Here is an 18415-nt window from a genome sequence, read left to right as displayed (position 1 = left end):
GCTTGGAAAAAGGAAGGCTGGGGAGCCGCGACCTCCCCCCCCTCCTCGGGCTTTGGGAGGTCAGGTTTTTTTGGCCGGCTCCGGGGCGTCCCACGTGCGCAAGATCAGGTCGAGGGCCACCCCGCCCTTGCAGCGGTGCAGTGATTTGCCGGCAGAGCGGGCCACGGGGATTTTGAGGACCTTGCAGTAGGCAATAAGAACATAAATCAATTCGGCATTGGGAAAGAAACGGGTCGTGCGACGGCCCGATGGAGCAACCAACGTCGCCACCAGTTCCAGGGGGTCGTCGCTGGTCACGAACACCGAGAGCACTTTTTCCTTGGCATCGGGCAAAGAGACTTTGGAAAAGCCACTCCGATCGGCCTCGGCAGCCAACCGAAGCGCTTCGGCGCGCACGGTCAGGGTGATGGCCTCTTCCATTTCGCTGTCGCGAAAAACAAGGCGACGCATTTCCAGCGGCATGAGCGTCCCTATTCCGACGGGAGACCAGCCTCCCAGCGCCTGAGAAAACGCAGGACCACCGGTCCCGCGCCGTGATCGTATAGATCTACATGGCCTCCAGACGGCGGAAAATAGGTTTCAACGGGCCCGCGCACGGCCTGGGCCATGGTTTCGGCGTGGGCCAGGGGCACGATCGCGTCCCGGCCCCCGTGCAAGATCAAAAAAGGCCCCCGTACCCGCGACACAACCGCGAGATTATCGAAGCGATCGCGCATAAACAGCGCCACAGGGATCCAGGGGTAGCGTTTTTGCGCCACGGCAAGGGCGCTGGTGAAACCACCATCCAGAATCACCCCCCCCGGCGCCGGCCCCTCGGCCGCCAACCGCACCGCCACCCCCGAGCCCAGGCTTTCGCCATAAAACACCAAAGAAGCCGGCGCGATCCCCTGCGCCAGCAAGAAGGCGACGGCGGCGCGGGCCTCGGCCAGCACGCTTGGCTCCGAGGGCCGGCCGGGAACGCCGCCAAAGCCCGGCCATTCGACCAGAAGCACCCCCAAGCCCGCGTCCAAAAAAAAGCGGGCCCGCTCCAGGCGGTCCACCACGGTGCCCGCATTGCCATGGAAATAAACAACCACACGACCCGCGGGGGGCGGCGGGGCATACCACGCCAAGCGCGGCCCGGCCGCTCGGGCGACGACCTGCAAGCGGGGCTCGCCCAAGGTGGCGGGGTCGGGGATAGGGCCTGGTCCCGGGCGGTATTGCAAGCGGCGTTGCCCGAGGGCCAGGGCCGCCACCACCGCGCCATAGGCGCCGGCCAGGGCCAGGATCAATGCGGCCCCAGTCATGCCGGTCGAGGTCCGAGGGAGGGCATTCGGGGCTCCGCCAAGAGAGGATGATGGATAGATAGATAGATAGAAAGGCTGGGGAGGCTTGCCTCCCCAGACCCCTCATCGGCTAGAGTTTGTCAGGGAAAAGTGRGCACCGCTTTTCCCGAAAAGACAAACTCAAACAAAGGGATCTAGAGTCCATTTGCTTCAGGATGAAGCGGATGGACTCTAGTCTTAGCCTTTGAGGCGTTCGTCGGCGCCACCCAGGCGGGCGGCCAGGGAAGCGGCCATGAAGGGATCCAGGTCGCCGTCAAGGACGCCTTGGGTGTCGGAGGTTTCCACCCCGGTGCGCAGGTCCTTCACCATCTGGTAGGGCTGCAACACATAGGAGCGGATCTGGTGACCCCAACCGATGTCGGTCTTGGTGTCTTCCAGGGCCTGGGCAGCGGCCTCGCGCTTTTGCAGTTCCAGCTCGTACAAACGCGCCTTCAGCATCTTCCAGCAGTTATCCTTGTTCTGGTGCTGGGAGCGTTCGGACTGGCACTGCACGACGATGTTGGTGGGCAAGTGGGTAATGCGCACCGCCGATTCGGTTCGGTTCACGTGCTGACCGCCGGCCCCGGAAGCGCGGTAGACGTCGATGCGGCAGTCCTTTTCTTCGATCACAATGGCAATGTTGTCATCGACCACCGGGTAAACCCAAACCGAGGAAAAGCTGGTGTGGCGCCGGGCGGCGCTATCATAGGGCGAAATGCGCACCAGACGATGCACGCCGCTCTCGGTCTTGAGCCAGCCATAGGCATTGCGTCCGACGATCTTGAGGGTACAGGACTTGATGCCCGCCTCTTCGCCTTCGCTCTCTTCCAGGTATTCCACCTTGTAGCCGTGGCCCTCGGCCCAGCGGGTGTACATGCGCAGCAGGATCTGAGCCCAGTCCTGCGCCTCGGTGCCGCCCGCGCCGGCGTTGACTTCGAGGTAGGCATCGTTGCCATCGGCCTCGCCGGAGAGCAGGCTCTCCAGTTCCATTTGGCGGGCACGCTGGGTCAGGCCCTGCAACTGAGCCTCGCCCTCGGCAATGGTCGCGGAATCGTCCTCGGCCTCGCCCAAGTCGATCAGGGTCACGGCATCGTCGAGGGTGCGCTCCAGGGCACGCACGTTGTCGATAGCGTCGGCAATCTGGGTGCGCTCGCGCATCAAGGCCTGGGCCTTGGCGGCGTCGTTCCACAGATTGGGATTTTCGGAGAGGGCGTTTAGTTCATCGAGGCGGCGAAGGGCATTTTCCCAGTCAAAGATGCCTCCTCAGCAGGGCCATCGCCTGCTCGATCCGGTCGATAAGCGCTTGATTTTCCGCACGCATGAAGCGGTGAACCCTTTCATGAGAGGGGGGAAGGTGGGGGGCACCGTGCCGCGCCACGTCCCCGCTTGCAACAAAAAAACAAGGGAAGGCCGGGGAGGTAGGCCTCCCCGGCCTTCCCGTCTTTTTAGTACAGCCCGCCGGCTGACGGTGCGGTCTCGGGCGCTCCCGAGGGCACCGGTGCCGCTCCCTCCCACGCCGGCGCCTGCACCGGAGCCAGAACCTGCCCCCCGACCGGCGGCAAAGTCCCATCGGCCGGGGCGGCCCCCCAGGTCGCCGGATCCGCCCCCAGGGGGGTCGGTGCCGAGCCGTCAATCACCACCTGGGCATCGCTGGGCTCGGTGCCGGGCTTGAAGGCCTCCAGGAGGGCTTCCGGCGATCCGGGTCCGGCGCGCTGGCCGGTGTGGCGATCAATGCGCACGAACTTGATGCCAGGCGGCACGCGAAACGGCAGGTCGGGCTTGTCGGCCAGGGCTTCCTTCATGAAGGCGGTAAAGATCGGCGCCGCCGTGGTCGAGCCGGCCTCATGCCCGCCCAGCGAGCGCGGCTCGTCGTAGCCCACGAACACCCCGCACACCAGATCGGGCGAGAAGCCCACAAACCAAGTATCGAGGCTGTCGTTGGAGGTTCCGGTCTTACCGGCAACGGTCTTGCCCACGGCGCGCACCTTGGAGCCGGTCCCGCGCTGGACCACCCCTTGCAAGATCGAGACCATTTGATACGCCGAGAGCGGGTCGGTCATCTGCTCGCGGTTATCGACGATCACCGGTACAGCCCCGGGTTGGGAGGCCAAACAGGTGTCGCACGGGCGCTGATCGTGGCGGTACACGGTCTTGCCGTTGCGGTCTTGGATACGATCGATGAGCGTGGGCTCAATGCGCCGACCGCCGTTCACCAGCATGGCATAGGCGGTGGTCAGGTTCATGACCGTGGTTTCCACCGCCCCCAGCGAGGCGGCAAGCACCCGGGGCATGGTCTCGACCACGCCAAAGCGCTCGGCGGTCTGGGCCACCACATCCATGCCCACGGCGTTGGCCAAGCGCACGGTCATCAGATTGCGCGACATCTCGATGCCGACGCGCAAGGTGGTGGGGCCGTAGTATTGGCCGCTGTAGTTTTTGGGCCGCCAGAGCGGCTGACCCGGGCCGGGATCGTACACGAAGGGGGCATCGAGAATGATGGTGGCCGGGGTATAGCCGTGATCGAGGGCCGACAGATAGACAAAGGGCTTGAAGGCCGAGCCGGGTTGACGCTTGGCCTGGGTCGCGCGGTTGAACTCGCTGCGCCCGCGGGAAAAGCCGCCGACCATGGCCAACACGCGCCCGGTGTGGGGATCCATGGCGACCAGAGCGCCCTCAACCTCGGGCATCTGGCGCAGGGCGAAGGTACCGTTGGGATAGGGCTTGCCCTTGGCGTTGGCCTTGAGAGCCTCGACCAAGATCACGTCGCCGACTTTCAAGATGTCGGCGGGCTTACGCGGGGCGGCGCCCAGGCGGCCATTTTGCAGCGGGCGGGCCCAGGCCAGTTCGGCGGTCGGGATCGAGCCGCCATAGCCATCGGTGAAGCCCAGGCGGGCCTCGCCCGGATCCAGGCGCAAGACCACGGCCACGCGCCACATCTCGGGCAGGCCGGGCGGAGCGGGAATGGCGGTAAGAAGCTCTTTCCAGCCGTTGACAGTGGGCAAGCTGGCGACGGGACCGCGATAGCCGTGGCGCTGGTCATAATTGATCAAGCCATTCCGCAGGGCGTCGGTGGCGATGTCCTGCAAACGCGGATCCAAGGTTGTGCGCACATACATGCCGCCCTTGTACAAGGCCTCCTCGCCGTAGCGGGCCTGCAACTGGCGGCGAACGTCCTCGGAAAAGAACTCGGCATGGCGCACGATGCGCGCCTCGTCGCGCTCGCGCACGACCAAGGGTTCGGCGGCCCCCGCCTCGGCCTGTTCTTTGGTGATGTGGCCATCCTCGGCCATGCGCTCCAAGACCCAGTTGCGCCGGGCCCGGGCCGCCTCGGCCTTGCGGGTGGGGTGGTAGTTGTTGGGAGCCTTGGGCAGGGCTGCCAGGTAGGCCGCCTCAGCCACGGTCAGCTCGTCGAGCCCCTTGTTGAAGTAATTCATGGCGGCCGCCGCAACGCCATAGGACCCCTGGCCGAGATAAATCTCGTTCAGGTACAATTCCAAGATTCGATCTTTGGAAAAGGCCTGCTCGATGCGAAACGCCAAAATGGCCTCCTTGACCTTGCGATCAATGGAGACTTCGCTCGACAGCAAGAAATTCTTGGCGACCTGCTGGGTGATGGTGGAGGCGCCCACCGGCCGGCGCCCGGAGCCCACATTGCGCACGTTGGTGACCACGGCGCGGAACAGGCCGACGAAGTCCACCCCCGAATGCTCGTAAAAATTCTTGTCCTCGGCGGAAAGGAACGCGTTGATCACCGTCTGGGGAATGGCCTGAATCGGCACGTAAACCCGACGCTCAATGGCATATTCGGCCATCAAGCGGCCATCGCTGGCCAGCACGCGGGTGGTAATGGCAGGCTCGTAATTGGCCAAGGCCCGATAGTCGGGCAAATCGCCGCCAAAGCGGTTGGCAATCACGGCCACTCCCCCGGCACCCCCCATCAGGGAAACCAGGGCCAGGGTCAGGACAATCCTCATCATGGACGACAATCCGCGCTCCAGAAGTCAGGACGCTAGGGGAGGCTTCCCCCCACCCTGGCGGGACAAGACACGCCAGGCGATATCCCGTCCGCACGGCGCGGCGCTCGCCTTTGGGTCCCCTGCGAGGGTCCAAAGACAGAAGCGCCGGCCTTGGTCGCCCCCTTAAGGACGCCCAGCCCGCTGCTGCTGAAGAACGGTATAATCGTCGATGCTGCGGACGATCGCATCGGCGAGCTTGGACCGGTAGCCGGCGGTCCGCAAGAGATTTTCGTCGGTCTGATTGGACAAGAACCCCATCTCGACGAGAACGGAGGGCATGTCGGGGGCCTTGAGGACGGCGAAGCCGGCGGAACGATGGGTCTTGATCAGCTTGCGCACGTCGCCGGGGAGGTTGCGAATCAAGGTGTTGGCAAAGAGGGCCGAGTTGTTCATGGTCGCGCGCTGGGCCAGATCAATCAAGATGTTGGCCACGTCGGGCGATTGGTTGGACAAGTCGGCGTTGAGCAGGATGTCCGCCTTGTTTTCGCGGTCGGCCAGGGCGCCGGCCTCGGCATCGGAGGCGGTTTCTGACAGGGTGTAGACCGACAAGCCCCGCACCCCGGGGTCGCGCATGGCGTCGGCATGCAGGGAAATGAACAAGTCCCCCTCGGCCTGCCGCCCAAGGGCGATGCGGTCGCGCAAGGCAATGGAGCGGTCGTCGGAGCGGGTCATGACCACCCGATAGCGGCCGGTTCCCTCCAGGGTCTTGCGCAACTCGCGCCCCATGGTCAGGGTCAGGTCTTTTTCATACTGGCCCGACGGACTGATGGCCCCGGGATCACGTCCCCCGTGGCCAGGGTCGAGCACGATGGTGGGGCGGCGCACGGGCTGAGCCGCCAGCGTCGCGGCCACGGGAGCGCCGGCGGGCACGGCGGGCTTGCGCGGCGGCACGGGGACGCGCTGGCCATCGGCCAAACGGACCATGACGGCCCCCCCGGCCTGGGCCTCGGGCAGGTCGGAATAAAAAACTTCCCCCCCTTCTCGACTCACGGGAGGCGTCGGTGCGACGACCCGTCATCGGCATCACCGCCGACAGCGAGGAACAGGGCGGCGGATATTCCGCCCTTCCCTGGTATGCCTTGCGCCATAACTATTGCGACGCGGTCACCGCCGCCGGAGGGCTGGCCGTCATCCTGCCCCATGACGTCACCACCGTGCCCGACGTTTTGGACCTGATTGATGGCCTCCTGATCACCGGGGGCGCCTTTGACGTGGATCCCGCCTTGTTCGGCGCCACCAGCCGCCACCACAGCGTGGTCTTGAAGCAACGGCGCACCGCCTTCGAACTGGCCTTGCTCAAAGGGGTGCTGACGCGAGATCTGCCGGTGTTGGGCATTTGCGGCGGGCAGCAGCTCTTGGCCGTGGCCCTGGGCGCGACCTTGCATCAGCACATTCCCGACGCGGTGCCCGGCGCCTTGGCCCACGAGCAGCCCAATCCCCGTACCGAGGCTGGGCACAACGTCACCGTGGTTCCCGGCACCTTGCTGCACAGCATCGTTGGCCAGACCACCGTGGCGGTCAACAGTGCCCACCACCAAGCCGTGGCCACGGTCCCCGATACCCTCGTTGTCAACGCCCGCGCGGCCGATGGTGTGATCGAGGGGATCGAGGATCCGCAGGGCCGCTTCCGTCTTGGGGTGCAATGGCATCCCGAATATCACATCACCCCCGCCGACACCGCCTTGTTCACGGCCTTGGTTGCGGCCGCCGGAGACCGCTCATGAATGCACCGCCCAAGCCGACACCTTCCCCCAGCGCGGGTGAGCGCCTCGCCAAGGTCATTGCCCGCGCCGGCGTGTGCTCGCGCCGCGACGCCGAGGAACTGATCGCTGCCGGGCGGGTTCGCCTCAACGGCCAGCCGGTGAGCACCCCGGCCACCCTGGTGGGCCCCAGCGACCAGGTGATGGTCGATAACAAGCCCTTACCGGAGAAGCCCGCCACCCGCCTGTGGCGCTACCACAAGCCAGCCGGCTTGGTGACAACCAACCACGATCCCCAAGGGCGACCGACGTTGTTCGAGCGCCTCCCAGCGGACATGCCCCGCGTCATCAAGGTGGGGCGCCTCGACCTGGACTCCGAGGGGCTTTTGCTGCTGACCAACGACGGCGCCCTAGCCCGCGACTTGGAACTGCCGGCCCAGGGCTGGCTGCGGCGCTACCGCGTGCGGGTGTTTGGTACCCCCGACCCGGTGCGTCTGGCCAGCCTGGAGAACGGCATCACCATTGAAGGCGTGACCTACGGCCCGATCAAGGCGGTTCTCGAGCGCCAGCAGGCCTCCAACGCGTGGCTCTCGGTGTCGCTACGCGAGGGACGCAACCGCGAGATCCGCCGGGTCATGGAGCACCTGGGCCTGCCCGTCAGCCGCCTGATCCGGGTGGCCTATGGCCCCTTCCAGTTGGGGCAACTGGCCCCCGGCGCGGTCGAAGAGGTGCCGGGCAAGATCCTGCGCGAGCAATTGGGCAAGCTGGCCCCCCCCGCCCCGCCCCGCCCCCATGACCGCGACGACAAAAGCCAAACGGGGAAGCAACGCCGGGGCTCAAGGCGATCGGGCACACACTAAAGGACCCAGCCCCCGGACCTCGGGCGGCCGGACGACGAGCGTGCGCCCCCACGGGAGCCAAAGCCTCAGGCGGACGCGACGCCGGCGGCAAGCGATGAGGATCGTGGCCGGGCGCTGGCGAGGCCGCACCCTCGCCGTGCCGCCGGGCCTGGGGGTGCGCCCCACCGGCGACCGGGCACGCGGCGCGGTGTTCAACATCGTGACCCACCGCTTCGAGGGCCGCGACGGCTTTTCCCTCAAGGACGCCCGGGTGCTGGATGCCTTTGCCGGTTCGGGCGCCCTGGGGCTGGAAGCGCTTTCGCAAGGCGCGGCGAGCGCCACCTTTTTCGAGACCGACGCGGCGGCGCTGGCGGTGGTGCGGGCCAATGTGGCGGCGTGCCAAGCCCAGGCAAGGACGGCGGTGCGACGCGTGGATGCCTGCCGCCCCCCGCCCCCCGACGAACCGGTCGGCTTGGCCCTCCTCGATCCGCCCTATGCCCAGAGCCTGCTCGAACCCGCCCTCGTCGCTCTGGCCACAACGGGCTGGCTGGCACCGGGCTGCCTCGTCTATGCCGAAAGCGATGGACGAGCCCCGGCGCCAGCGTGGCCCGACGGGTTTAGCGTGGTGGATGAACGGACCCAGGGACGGCCGAGGCTGACGTTCTTACGCTGGGGGGCGGCTTAGCGCGGTGACACGGGGCTACCGCCCCGGACCCCGCCTGGAGGCGATGCCTCCAGACCTCCCCTTCTTTTATTAATTGACACTCCACCTCCCCCCCTTTTGAAAAGCGCGCTTTTCAAAAGGGGGGGAGGTGGAGTGTCATGAACGAAAGAAAAGGGGGTCTGGGGCATCGCCCCAGGCGGGGTCCGGGGCGGCAGCCCCGCGTTGCCGCGTCGAGCCCCCTCCCCTCGTCGCAACAGAAAGGACCGCCTATGCCGCCCAGCAAGGTTGAGATCATTGCCCGCGAAACCGCCTACAAGGGCTATCTCCAGGTGGATCGGATCCGCTTGCGTCACGAATTGTTTGCCGGGGGCCAGGGTCCCGAGGTCCGGCGCGAGGTGATCGAGCGGGGCCATGCGGTGGCGGTTCTGCCTTACGATCCCGGGACCGACACGGTGGTGCTGCTGGAGCAGTTCCGCCCCGGGGTGTGGGCGGCGGGCGAGACCGGCTGGATGCTGGAAATCGTGGCCGGCATTATTGAGGACGGCGAAACCGCTGAGGCGGTGGCCCGGCGTGAAAGCCTTGAGGAATGCGGCTTGGCCGTGGAAGCGCTGGAGCCGGTGGGGCGGATTTTTGTGTCGCCCGGCATTTTGACCGAGACCGTGACGATCTATTGCGGCCGGGTGGACGCGAGCCAGGCCGGTGGCATCCATGGGGTGGCGGCGGAAGGGGAGGACATCCGGGTTTTTGCGCTCCCGGCAACCGAGGCCCTGGCGTGGCTTCAGGCGGGGCGCTTTACCAATGCGACGGCCTTGGTTGCCATGCAGTGGTTGGCGCTTCATCGCGAGGCGCTGCGGGCACGGTGGGCTTAAGGGGAAACGGTCGGGGGTGGGGGCGCCCCCGGCCCAGGTCTTCAAGCGGGCCAGATCTCAGGAGGGAATATCCGAGAGACTGAGCAGGTCTTCGACCTGACGGTGGATTTCCCGGGTAATCTTGGGGTCCAGCTTGGACAGCCAGCTCCAGGGAATTTCCTGAACGCCGTAGGTGGCGCCGGCCAGCATACCGGCGATGGCCCCGGTGGTATCGGCATCGCCACCTTGATTGACGGTGCGGATCAGGCAGTTGCGAAAGCTGTCGGTCACAAAATAATAGTGCAGCACGGTTTGCAGGGTATCGACCACGAAGGCCGAGGACTGGCCGTGGTAGGGGTCGAAGCGGAACTCACGATGGACGGCCACCAAGCGGTTGGCCTCCTCGCGACACGCCTTCATGCCCTGCCCCAGAACCAGCAGGGAAGCCATGCGGGTGAGGGAGACCGTGGCGGCATCCGACAAGGGATGATTATGGGTGGTATGGGCCTGGAGCATGGCCCAGGGCTCCAGAAGGTCGGGCCGGTTCAAGGTGGCAAGCGCAATGGGCAAGGTGCGCATGGCCGCGCCGTTGCCGCCGTCGCCGTCGTGGTAGGGGGCTTCGGTGGTGGCGTGGTTGATGTAGCGCCGGATGCCGCGCCGACAGGTATTGCCCACGTCCACCGGCCGAGACTTAAGCCACAGGGCGAATTCCTCGCACACATCGACCACATCAAGGGTCTTTTTGCTGCACAAGGAGCGCCCCAGGGCGAGGGCCATCTCGGTATCGTCGGTGACTTGCCCCGGGCGCAGGCGCAACCAGCCGCCGCCGATCATCTTGCTATGAAGGCCATGCTGGTGGGCGATTTCGCCGGGAGTCATGAACTCGACGGTAGCGCCCAACGCATCGCCCACGGCCAAGCCGAGATAGGCGCCGAGCGCGCGCTCGTGAACGGAGGGCGGGCTCACGGCCGGCCCTCCTCTAAAATCGGTGCCAAGGTCACAGGTAGGTTGCCTTCACCAGATAGTCCCCGCCGACCACGAGATATTCGCCTTCCCCGTTTAAGGGATGGGTGGGCAGCAAGGTGTTGAAAAACACGATTTTGGATGTGGGAACCCAAGCTTCAAGGATGGTGTCGCCAAAACAATCGGCGACCGAGCGATCCGAGGAAAACGACACGAGATTGTTGAGGCGAATGATCACCGTGCGATTGTCCACCTGCTCGACGCGCTGGTGCTCGGTGAAATCGTTGACCCCGCGATAGAGGCGGATCTTGCGGCCCTCGGGGGCCATGAAGCGGTCGATGGCCCACTGGCAAAACTCGTACAGCAAATCCAACTGAGAGTAGATCGCGTTGTTGTGAAAGCGCGATGCCATCTTCTCCTCGACATAGACGGCCCAGCTAGGGGCCGTGATGCGCGGGATGGGAGCCTTGTGGAAGGTGGGGAATAGGCCAAAGCGGCTCTCGACCCAGCCCTTGAGCACGGCCCCTTCGCGGGCATTGGTATCGTAGCCCCAGCCCTTGAGCAGGCGCAGATAACTGGAGCGAAACCGCCGCACGGCGCCTTTGGCCGGAGGCGGGCCTTCCTGCTGCTCGGGGTCCAGGCCATAGACGGCGGCCATGTACTTATAAAAGGCCTCGCCGGCGCTCTCCAGGTCGGGGGCCTGAGCGAGCATCTCGAACAGACTGCCGTTCATTTCGCGCACGCCGGAAATATGCATGGGCGGGGCGGCGTCGTTGAACTGGGGGTTGGCCAGCAAGTCGGTGGGGATACCGACCAGATTGGTGCTGTGGCCGATGGAGGGCAGCCGCTCGGTTGAATCCCACATGATGCCCCCTTGATGAGCCTCGACGGACCTGAGTGCCCGGTTTGCATTCCTGCCGGTTTAAGATGCCTGATTCCTTAGCACTTTCGTTGGAGCGAAGGAACGGAAAACCGCCCCCCGCCCCGGGCAATCGGTCGGCGCCCCCCTCAGGAAGGAGAGTCCTAGGGCAGCCCGGCCTCCCCCGCCTTCTTCTTCGAACGCGGCCCCCGGGGAAAAACCGGGCGGCTGTTGGCTCCGCGACAGGGGCCCGACAGGGTGTCGGGGGTTTGTCGTGTTTACGACAGGGGGCGGAAGGCGACACAGATGTGCTGAAACGGTGAAAACACCTTGAAAAATAACGCTTCTGGTAAATTTTTCGCCACTTCGATCGGGTTGGCACGCTCCCTGCATTAAGGAACCCGAGCACGACGGGGACCCCCCGACGGGATGTCAGATCAAAGAACGCAAAGGATGGTTTCCATGAGCGCCAAGCTTCGTCAGATCGCTTTCTACGGCAAGGGCGGTATCGGCAAGTCCACCACCTCCCAGAACACGCTCGCCGCTCTGGCCGAAATGGATCAGCGCATCTTGATCGTCGGCTGCGACCCGAAGGCTGACTCCACTCGACTGATCCTCAACACCAAGCTCCAAGACACCGTGCTGCACTTGGCCGCCGAGGCCGGTTCGGTCGAGGACCTGGAACTCGAAGACGTTCTGAAGCTGGGCTACAAGGGCATCAAGTGCACCGAGTCCGGTGGTCCCGAGCCCGGCGTGGGCTGTGCCGGCCGTGGCGTGATCACCGCCATCAACTTCCTGGAAGAGAACGGCGCCTACGACGATGTGGACTACGTGTCCTACGACGTGCTGGGTGACGTGGTGTGCGGCGGCTTCGCGATGCCGATCCGCGAAAACAAGGCCCAGGAAATCTACATCGTGATGTCGGGCGAGATGATGGCGCTCTATGCCGCCAACAACATTGCCAAGGGCATTCTCAAGTACGCCCACACCGGCGGCGTGCGTCTGGGCGGCCTGATCTGTAACGAGCGCCGCACCGACAAGGAACTGGAGCTGGCCGAGGCCCTCGCCGCCCGCTTGGGCTGCAAGCTCATCCACTTCGTGCCGCGTGACAACATCGTGCAGCACGCCGAACTGCGCCGCCAGACCGTGATCCAGTATGCCCCGGACTGCCAGCAGGCCAAGGAATACCGCGCGCTGGCCGAGAAGATCCACGCCAACTCTGGCAAGGGCGTCGTCCCGACCCCGATCACCATGGAAGAGCTGGAAGAGATGCTGATGGAATTCGGCATCATGAAGTCGGAAGAGCAGCAGCTGGCCGAACTGGCCGCCAAGGGCGCCTGAGGCGTGGCCCGGCGCGTCGCGCCCATCCCGCGAAGCGCCGGCATGGCTCTTGCTTCACTGTTGCCGGACCCCACCGAGAGGGCGTTGGGTCTGCGCCACAAGAGAGAAGCCCCCTGACCCGTCGGCCTCCCCGGAGACCGACGGGGCCCCCTCCGATGTCGCCCGCCCGAGTCTGCCTGACCGAGTCTGCCCGCCCGAGTCTGAAGGAGTGAGGACATGAGCCTCGATTACGAAAACGACAAGGCCCTGGCCAACGCCGCCATCCAGGAAGTCCTGGACGCCTACCCCGAAAAGACCGCCAAGAAGCGCAAGAAGCACCTTGGCACCATTGAAACGACCGACGAAGGGTCGTCTTGCAACGTCAAGTCGAATGTGAAGTCCGCCCCGGGCGTGATGACCATTCGTGGCTGCGCCTACGCCGGATCGAAGGGCGTGTGCTGGGGCCCGATCAAGGACATGGTGCACATCAGCCATGGGCCGGTCGGGTGCGGTCAGTACTCCTGGTCTCAGCGGCGCAACTACTACAATGGCACCACGGGCGTTGACTCGTTCGTGACCATGCAGATCACCTCGGACTTCCAAGAAAAGGATATCGTCTTCGGCGGCGACAAGATGCTGGAGAAGATGATCGACGAAGCGAAGGTCCTGTTCCCCCTGGCGCGCGGCTTCTCCGTGCAGTCGGAATGCCCCATCGGCCTGATCGGTGACGACATCGAGGCCGTGGCGCGCAAGAAGGCGAAGGATACGGGCCTGCCGGTCATCCCCGTGCGCTGCGAAGGCTTCCGCGGCGTGTCCCAGTCGCTGGGTCACCACATCGCCAACGACACGGTGCGCGACTGGGTGTTCACCCGCGAGAACAAGGAAGAGTTCGAGACGACGCCCTACGACGTCAACATCATCGGTGACTACAACATCGGTGGCGACGCTTGGTCGTCGCGCATCTTGCTCGAAGAAATGGGCCTGCGCGTGATTGCCCAATGGACCGGCGACTCGACGCTGGCCGAAATGGAGCGCGCGCCCAAGGCCAAGATCAATCTCATCCACTGCTACCGGTCGATGAACTACATCTGCCGTCACATGGAAGAGAAGTACAATATTCCTTGGATGGAATACAACTTCTTCGGCCCGTCCCAGATCGAGAAGTCGCTGCGCAAGATTGCCGCACACTTTGACGAGACGATCCAGGCCAATGCCGAGAAGGTCATTGCCAAGTACCGTCCGGCGGTCGATGCGGTCATCGCCAAGTTCCGTCCGCGTCTGGAAGGCAAGTCGGTTCTGCTGTATGTGGGCGGCCTGCGTCCGCGCCACACCGCCACCGCCTACGAAGACCTGGGCATGAAGATTGTCGGCGCGGGCTACGAGTTCGCCCACAACGACGACTACCAGCGCACCACCGAGTACATGAAGGACGGCACGCTGATTTTCGACGACGTCACCGGGTTTGAGCTGGAGAAGTTCATCGAGAAGCTGCGTCCCGATCTGGTCGGCTCGGGCATCAAGGAAAAGTACGCCGTTCAGAAGATGGGAGTGCCCTTCCGGCAGATGCACTCCTGGGATTACTCCGGTCCGTACCACGGCTACGACGGGTTTGCCGTCTTCGCCCGTGACATGGACATGGCCATCAACAACCCCGTGTGGAGCCTCCAGAAGGCCCCCTGGAAAAAGGCCGCGGCCGAGTAAATCCCACAGTCCCCCAGTTTCTGACGGAGAGTTCCCATGGTCCAGAGCGCTGATAAGATCAAAGACCACCTGCCGCTGTTCAAGGAAGCGGAATACCAGGACATGTTCGCCCGCAAGCGGGCCGAGTTCGAGAACTGCCACAGCGACGAGCGCATTGCCGAAGTCGCCGAGTGGACCAAGTCCTGGGACTACCGCGAAAAGAACTTGGCTCGCGAAGCGCTGGTCGTGAACCCCCAGAAAGCCTGTCAGCCCTTGGGCGCCTTGTTCTGCGCCGCTGGCTTCGATGGCACCTTGGGCTATGTCCACGGCTCGCAGGGCTGCGCCGCCTACTTCCGCTCGCACCTGTCGCGTCACTTTAAGGAAGCGTCCTCGGTCGTTTCCGACTCCATGACCGAAGACGCCGCCGTGTTCGGTGGCCTCAACAACATGATCGAGGGCTTGGCCAACGCCTACACCCTCTACAAGCCGAAGATGATCGCCGTGTGCACCACCTGCATGGCGGAAGTCATCGGTGACGACCTCCAGGCGTTCATCAGCAACGCGAAGCAGAAGGGCTCGGTGCCCGCCGACTTCAAGGTGCCCTACGCCCACACCCCGTCCTTCGTCGGCAGCCACACCACCGGCTACGACAACATGATGAAGGGCATCCTCCAGGCGTTCTGGGAAGGTCAGGAGCGTGTGGCCGGTGAGTCGGTCAACATCATCCCGGGCTTCGACGGCTACTCGGTCGCCAACGTTCGCGAGCTGAAGCGCATCATCAAGCTCATGGACGCCAACGCCACCATCTTGTCCGACACCTCGGACGTCTACGACACCCCGGCCGACGGCGAGTTCCGCATGTATGCCGGCGGCACCACCCACGAGGACACCCTGGCCGCCCTGAACGCCAAGGCGACCATCTCCCTCTCGGAAGGCTGCACCGCCCAGACCCTCAAGTACATCGAGGAAAAGGGTCAGGAGACCGTTGCCTTCACCTACCCGATGGGCCTCGGCGCCACCGACGACTTCCTGATGGCGCTGTCGCGCCTGACCGGCAAGCCGATCCCGACCGAGCTGGAGATGGAACGCGGCCGCGTGGTCGATGCCATCGCCGACTCCATGGCGTGGCTGCATGGCAAGAAGTTTGCGGTCTACGGCGACCCCGACTTCACCTTGGCCATGGTCCGCTTCCTCATGGAACTGGGCGCCGAGCCGACCCACGTGCTGGCCACCAACGGCGGCAAGAAGTGGGAAGCCGACATGACCGCCCTGCTGGCGACCAGCCCGTTTGGCGCTGAATCGCAGGTTTGGGCCGGGCGTGACCTCTGGCACCTGCGCTCGATCCTGGCCACCGAGCCCGCCGATTTCCTGATCGGCAACTCCTATGGCAAGTACATCGAGAAGGACCTGGGCATTCCTCTGATCCGCCTGACCTTCCCGATCTTCGACCGCCACCACCACCACCGCTTCCCGACCATGTTCTACCAAGGGGCGCTGCGGGTGCTGGTGAGCATCCTCGATAAGATCTTCGACACCATGGATGCGTCGAGCGACATCAGCTTCGACCTGACCCGCTAGGGCTGGTCCGAGTTCGAGAGAGCGGGCTTTGGGTCCGCTCCTCGCGAAAGGCGGGGACGACGCTGGGGGCGTCGTTCCCGTCTTTGTTTTTAAAAGGAAGGCTGGGGAGGCGGGCCTCCCCAGACCCCTCCCTCACGGTGCCAAGCCCATGGCCAGACAGCGATTGATCGCCACCAAAATATCCACCTCCTCCGCCGCCCCGGTACGCAGCGCCCACGTGGTCTGCTTATCGACAAAGATCGACAAGCTCATCATGTTGGCCTTGACCTCGGCCGGGAGGGTGCTGGCGGGCTCGGTGATGTCGGCCTGGATGAGGGTCCACAGGCGATGATTGAAGCGCAGGGCCTGGGTCAGCGTGGTCTTGTCATCGGGATGCTGGCGGGCGTCTTCCAGCATCGACGCCGCCTTCGTGAAGGCCAAGGCTTCCGCCTCGCGCGGGCTCGGAGCCGGCGGGTGCGCTTGGCTCTCTGGATCCCTGGCCATGGCCCAATATCTCCTCTTCTGACTCGATAAGATTGCGACAGACCTTGAGGGCTCTGTAATGATCCCCGGCGATCACGCACTGGGAAATCTCGTGGATCAGGTCAAGAGCGGCTCCGTCGAACGGAAGTTCAATAATTTTTCGAACAAGAGAAAAATAGGACCGGTGAAAGGCTTTTTCATTTTGGGGAGAAATATACATATTCAAGATGACATGATACAGCTTTTTAGTGACCGTATCCGCCTGCTCTTCCGTGAGGATATCCTTCTGCCGGAGGACGGGAACCCGGTTGAGAATCACCAATTCCGCCTTGGTCGGGCCATTGGCGACGACGGCTGTACCGATCAGGATCTTTTCGTTCGGTCGAAGCGTTACTTTCAAGGGCATGGGGCTGACCCGTCTGAAAAGAGGAAGGCTCGGGCGGGAGGTCCTGACACCAGACCCGGATAATGGGCCCCGACACCGTCATCGATGCTTTAGCCCAGCGGGACGGACCCCTCCCGACCCGGGTTACAAAAGCCGCAAGATGGCCGGCCCGGAACTCTGGACGATGGGACTGTCCAAGGCGCCCAGTTGTCGCTGAATCAGCAAGGCCAGGGAGTAGGCGGACTCCTTGGTGACATCGGCATGGACCAAGTCGGCCGCACAGGTTTCCAGGGTGCTGATCAGGGTTTCGGTAAAGTCTCGACGGATCTCCAAAAGGCTGGCGTGGCCCACGAAGACCTGAAGACTGTCCTGGACCGCGCAAAGAGCCGCCTCCACGGCCCGCACGGCGGCTTCCAGGCGGTCCGCCCGGGCCCAGTCCTCGGCCACGGACAAAGCGAGCCCGCCGGGGATGTCGGGGCGGGCCACGTGGCGCGGTTCGCCGGGGATCGCCAGCTTGCGCGTTGCGTTTCCGGGGTGGGCGGCAAAATGGATGGTCAGGGTGTCGGCCCGGGCCTTGATCAGGTTGATGCCATTGTAGCTCGCGTCCTCCGTCAGGGGATCAATCTGCTGGAGTGCGGCGTTGAACTGATGGGCCAAGCGCTCGCGCCCAACCTTGTCGGCTGCGGGAAGGGAGCGGGCCGCGAGAACCAGGGCTTTCATCTGCTTGAGCGTTTCGGCCAGGGCTTCCAGGGCGTCGGTGGTGGTGCGCAGGACCTGGAGCCCCTCCAGGATATTGCCCTTGATCACCGAGAGTTCGCCCGCAAAGCCCATCAAGCTGCGGGCCTTGTAGAACGACATGGCGTCGTCCACCGCGCTGTCCACGGCGGAGCCGGTCGCGAGGCGATGCTGAAGGGCGGCGAGCAGGTCCGGCGCGGGCAAAGGGGAGGGCAAGGGACTGCGGGGAGGGGACGCCGGAAAAACACTGCTGTTAGCCATAGTCGCTCAATCCCTTTCTAGGATCACAAAGAGACGTCCGGTGCACCACCAAAACGGCGCCCCCCGTCCCGCCCCCGCTGTGTCCTTGCCCTCCTTGGCCCCAACGGACCCTCCCCGGCGAAGATCACTGACCGCTAGGCGGCGTCGGCCCCTCTGTTGGCGGAACGTCATGATGAACCCGTATCAACTCCTGCGTCGCAAACCCCAGGGACTGGGCTTTGGCGATCAAGGGCGAGAGAATATCATCGGACAAAGTGGGCTGGCGGGCAAGGATCCACAGATAGTCGCGGGTGGGACCGCTCACCAAGGCGTGCGTATAGTCGGGGTCGAGATCAAACACATGATAGCCGCCGCTCAGGGGCCAGAAGAAGGTCACGGCCAAGCTAGCGGTATTGGAATCCTCCAGGAAGCGGGCGCTCCCCTCAATCCGCCGCCAGCGACCGGCGGCGGCATCATATCCCTTGTTGACCACACTGATCCGACCATTGTCCATGGCGCCATAGGTGGCGTTGACGTTGGTCAGACCCCGTTCAAACCGGTGATCAAGACGCATAACTTCGTACCACGTGCCGAGGTAGCGCGAGGCCTCGAACCGCACGGGGGTGATTCCTTCAGGCGCCCCGGTACAGCCACACAGCACCGTGCCGATGGCCAGAAGAGAGGGACAGCAAGATTTTTCGCGCAAGCGACGGCAGCACTCTCGCAGCATGGGGAGCCTCTTGGTCCGTGGATAGACTGAAGGATTGAAGTGCGCTCAGGCGACGGCGACCGCAAGGGGAAAACCGCCCCGAAGGGCTGGTG

The 18415-nt window shown here is 64.4% G+C and carries 18 protein-coding genes; 7 read left to right on the top strand and 11 right to left on the bottom strand.

Annotation, left to right across the window (positions count from 1 at the left end; genetic code table 11):
• Nucleotides 1-60: 60 nt before the first annotated feature.
• From RSPPHO_RS13945 to RSPPHO_RS13925, 5 genes are all read right to left on the bottom strand, one after another.
• On the bottom strand, nucleotides 61-462 hold the full coding sequence (locus RSPPHO_RS13945) for a hypothetical protein (RefSeq protein ID WP_014415852.1): 402 nt from the start codon (nucleotides 460-462) through the stop codon (nucleotides 61-63).
• 8 nt (nucleotides 463-470) lie between these two features.
• Nucleotides 471-1286, bottom strand: a complete 816-nt coding sequence (locus tag RSPPHO_RS13940; RefSeq protein ID WP_014415851.1) for an alpha/beta hydrolase — start codon at nucleotides 1284-1286, stop codon at nucleotides 471-473.
• A gap of 216 nt (nucleotides 1287-1502) precedes the next feature.
• A protein-coding gene (prfB, locus tag RSPPHO_RS13935) for a peptide chain release factor 2 (protein ID WP_157879252.1) occupies nucleotides 1503-2625 on the bottom strand; the annotation gives its coding sequence in 2 pieces (ribosomal slippage) (nucleotides 1503-2555 and nucleotides 2557-2625; 1122 coding nt in all).
• A 124-nt stretch (nucleotides 2626-2749) separates the two neighbouring features.
• Nucleotides 2750-5281: a penicillin-binding protein 1A gene (locus RSPPHO_RS13930; RefSeq protein ID WP_041795624.1), complete on the bottom strand. Its 2532-nt coding sequence runs from the start codon at nucleotides 5279-5281 to the stop codon at nucleotides 2750-2752.
• Nucleotides 5282-5443: 162 nt separating this feature from the next.
• A complete protein-coding gene (locus RSPPHO_RS13925) occupies nucleotides 5444-6310 on the bottom strand; it encodes an N-acetylmuramoyl-L-alanine amidase family protein (protein ID WP_051013896.1) in 867 nt (288 codons plus the stop codon).
• A gap of 11 nt (nucleotides 6311-6321) precedes the next feature.
• Here RSPPHO_RS13925 and RSPPHO_RS13920 point away from each other — a divergent pair, with 11 nt between their 5' ends.
• The 4 genes from RSPPHO_RS13920 (at nucleotide 6322) to RSPPHO_RS13905 (ending at nucleotide 9392) form a co-directional block, all read left to right on the top strand.
• The gene (locus RSPPHO_RS13920; RefSeq protein WP_014415847.1) at nucleotides 6322-7044 is read left to right on the top strand and encodes a gamma-glutamyl-gamma-aminobutyrate hydrolase family protein; all 723 of its coding nucleotides are present in this window, start codon (nucleotides 6322-6324) and stop codon (nucleotides 7042-7044) included.
• Nucleotides 7041-7880: a pseudouridine synthase gene (locus RSPPHO_RS13915; RefSeq protein WP_157879251.1), complete on the top strand. Its 840-nt coding sequence runs from the start codon at nucleotides 7041-7043 to the stop codon at nucleotides 7878-7880. Before RSPPHO_RS13920 ends, RSPPHO_RS13915 begins: the two co-directional genes overlap by 4 nt.
• Before the next feature lie 94 nt (nucleotides 7881-7974).
• Nucleotides 7975-8544 (top strand): 16S rRNA (guanine(966)-N(2))-methyltransferase RsmD, encoded by a 570-nt coding sequence (gene rsmD / locus RSPPHO_RS13910; RefSeq protein WP_041795621.1) that lies wholly within the window; start codon nucleotides 7975-7977, stop codon nucleotides 8542-8544.
• Between the two features lie 248 nt (nucleotides 8545-8792).
• Nucleotides 8793-9392 carry an NUDIX domain-containing protein gene (locus RSPPHO_RS13905; RefSeq protein WP_041795620.1) on the top strand — a complete coding sequence of 200 codons (600 nt, stop codon included), beginning with the start codon at nucleotides 8793-8795 and terminating at the stop codon, nucleotides 9390-9392.
• Nucleotides 9393-9449: 57 nt separating this feature from the next.
• On the opposite strand, the gene draG is transcribed toward RSPPHO_RS13905, so the two are convergent.
• Nucleotides 9450-10337, bottom strand: coding sequence for an ADP-ribosyl-[dinitrogen reductase] hydrolase (gene draG / locus RSPPHO_RS13900; protein WP_014415843.1), 888 nt, complete (start codon nucleotides 10335-10337; stop codon nucleotides 9450-9452).
• Between the two features lie 31 nt (nucleotides 10338-10368).
• Nucleotides 10369-11199, bottom strand: coding sequence for an NAD(+)--dinitrogen-reductase ADP-D-ribosyltransferase (locus RSPPHO_RS13895; protein ID WP_014415842.1), 831 nt, complete (start codon nucleotides 11197-11199; stop codon nucleotides 10369-10371).
• A gap of 456 nt (nucleotides 11200-11655) precedes the next feature.
• Here RSPPHO_RS13895 and nifH point away from each other — a divergent pair, with 456 nt between their 5' ends.
• The 3 genes from nifH (at nucleotide 11656) to nifK (ending at nucleotide 15771) form a co-directional block, all read left to right on the top strand.
• A complete protein-coding gene (gene nifH / locus RSPPHO_RS13890; protein WP_041797500.1) occupies nucleotides 11656-12534 on the top strand; it encodes a nitrogenase iron protein in 879 nt (292 codons plus the stop codon).
• Between the two features lie 216 nt (nucleotides 12535-12750).
• On the top strand, nucleotides 12751-14214 hold the full coding sequence (gene nifD / locus RSPPHO_RS13885) for a nitrogenase molybdenum-iron protein alpha chain (RefSeq protein WP_014415840.1): 1464 nt from the start codon (nucleotides 12751-12753) through the stop codon (nucleotides 14212-14214).
• Nucleotides 14215-14250: 36 nt separating this feature from the next.
• The gene (gene nifK, locus RSPPHO_RS13880; RefSeq protein WP_014415839.1) at nucleotides 14251-15771 is read left to right on the top strand and encodes a nitrogenase molybdenum-iron protein subunit beta; all 1521 of its coding nucleotides are present in this window, start codon (nucleotides 14251-14253) and stop codon (nucleotides 15769-15771) included.
• 132 nt (nucleotides 15772-15903) lie between these two features.
• Here the strand turns inward: nifK and RSPPHO_RS13875 are convergent, their stop codons facing one another.
• From RSPPHO_RS13875 to RSPPHO_RS13860, 4 genes are all read right to left on the bottom strand, one after another.
• On the bottom strand, nucleotides 15904-16167 hold the full coding sequence (locus RSPPHO_RS13875; RefSeq protein WP_277905225.1) for a flagellar biosynthesis regulator FlaF: 264 nt from the start codon (nucleotides 16165-16167) through the stop codon (nucleotides 15904-15906).
• Nucleotides 16136-16639, bottom strand: coding sequence for a flagellar biosynthesis repressor FlbT (locus RSPPHO_RS19335; protein ID WP_081581792.1), 504 nt, complete (start codon nucleotides 16637-16639; stop codon nucleotides 16136-16138). Before RSPPHO_RS19335 ends, RSPPHO_RS13875 begins: the two co-directional genes overlap by 32 nt.
• A gap of 123 nt (nucleotides 16640-16762) precedes the next feature.
• Nucleotides 16763-17614 carry a flagellin gene (locus tag RSPPHO_RS13865; protein WP_014415837.1) on the bottom strand — a complete coding sequence of 284 codons (852 nt, stop codon included), beginning with the start codon at nucleotides 17612-17614 and terminating at the stop codon, nucleotides 16763-16765.
• A 124-nt stretch (nucleotides 17615-17738) separates the two neighbouring features.
• Nucleotides 17739-18323, bottom strand: coding sequence for a lipocalin family protein (locus RSPPHO_RS13860; protein ID WP_014415836.1), 585 nt, complete (start codon nucleotides 18321-18323; stop codon nucleotides 17739-17741).
• Nucleotides 18324-18415 lie beyond the last annotated feature (92 nt).

Source organism: Pararhodospirillum photometricum DSM 122, assembly GCF_000284415.1.
Lineage (GTDB): Bacteria > Pseudomonadota > Alphaproteobacteria > Rhodospirillales > Rhodospirillaceae > Pararhodospirillum > Pararhodospirillum photometricum.
Note: the sequence above shows the minus strand (reverse complement) of the source record. Positions and strands in the feature narration are given on the sequence as shown.

What these genes read in the sequence shown, in the direction of transcription:
- RSPPHO_RS13945 (WP_014415852.1), bottom strand. Translation starts at nt 462, where the DNA reads ATGCCGCTGGAAATGCGTCGCCTTGTTTTTCGCGACAGCGAAATGGAA.
- RSPPHO_RS13940 (WP_014415851.1), bottom strand. Translation starts at nt 1,286, where the DNA reads ATGACTGGGGCCGCATTGATCCTGGCCCTGGCCGGCGCCTATGGCGCG.
- RSPPHO_RS13930 (WP_041795624.1), bottom strand. Translation starts at nt 5,281, where the DNA reads ATGATGAGGATTGTCCTGACCCTGGCCCTGGTTTCCCTGATGGGGGGT.
- RSPPHO_RS13915 (WP_157879251.1), top strand. Translation starts at nt 7,041, where the DNA reads ATGAATGCACCGCCCAAGCCGACACCTTCCCCCAGCGCGGGTGAGCGC.
- rsmD (WP_041795621.1), top strand. Translation starts at nt 7,975, where the DNA reads ATGAGGATCGTGGCCGGGCGCTGGCGAGGCCGCACCCTCGCCGTGCCG.
- RSPPHO_RS13905 (WP_041795620.1), top strand. Translation starts at nt 8,793, where the DNA reads ATGCCGCCCAGCAAGGTTGAGATCATTGCCCGCGAAACCGCCTACAAG.
- RSPPHO_RS13895 (WP_014415842.1), bottom strand. Translation starts at nt 11,199, where the DNA reads ATGTGGGATTCAACCGAGCGGCTGCCCTCCATCGGCCACAGCACCAAT.
- nifH (WP_041797500.1), top strand. Translation starts at nt 11,656, where the DNA reads ATGAGCGCCAAGCTTCGTCAGATCGCTTTCTACGGCAAGGGCGGTATC.
- nifD (WP_014415840.1), top strand. Translation starts at nt 12,751, where the DNA reads ATGAGCCTCGATTACGAAAACGACAAGGCCCTGGCCAACGCCGCCATC.
- nifK (WP_014415839.1), top strand. Translation starts at nt 14,251, where the DNA reads ATGGTCCAGAGCGCTGATAAGATCAAAGACCACCTGCCGCTGTTCAAG.
- RSPPHO_RS13875 (WP_277905225.1), bottom strand. Translation starts at nt 16,167, where the DNA reads ATGCTGGAAGACGCCCGCCAGCATCCCGATGACAAGACCACGCTGACC.
- RSPPHO_RS19335 (WP_081581792.1), bottom strand. Translation starts at nt 16,639, where the DNA reads ATGCCCTTGAAAGTAACGCTTCGACCGAACGAAAAGATCCTGATCGGT.
- RSPPHO_RS13865 (WP_014415837.1), bottom strand. Translation starts at nt 17,614, where the DNA reads ATGGCTAACAGCAGTGTTTTTCCGGCGTCCCCTCCCCGCAGTCCCTTG.
- RSPPHO_RS13860 (WP_014415836.1), bottom strand. Translation starts at nt 18,323, where the DNA reads ATGCTGCGAGAGTGCTGCCGTCGCTTGCGCGAAAAATCTTGCTGTCCC.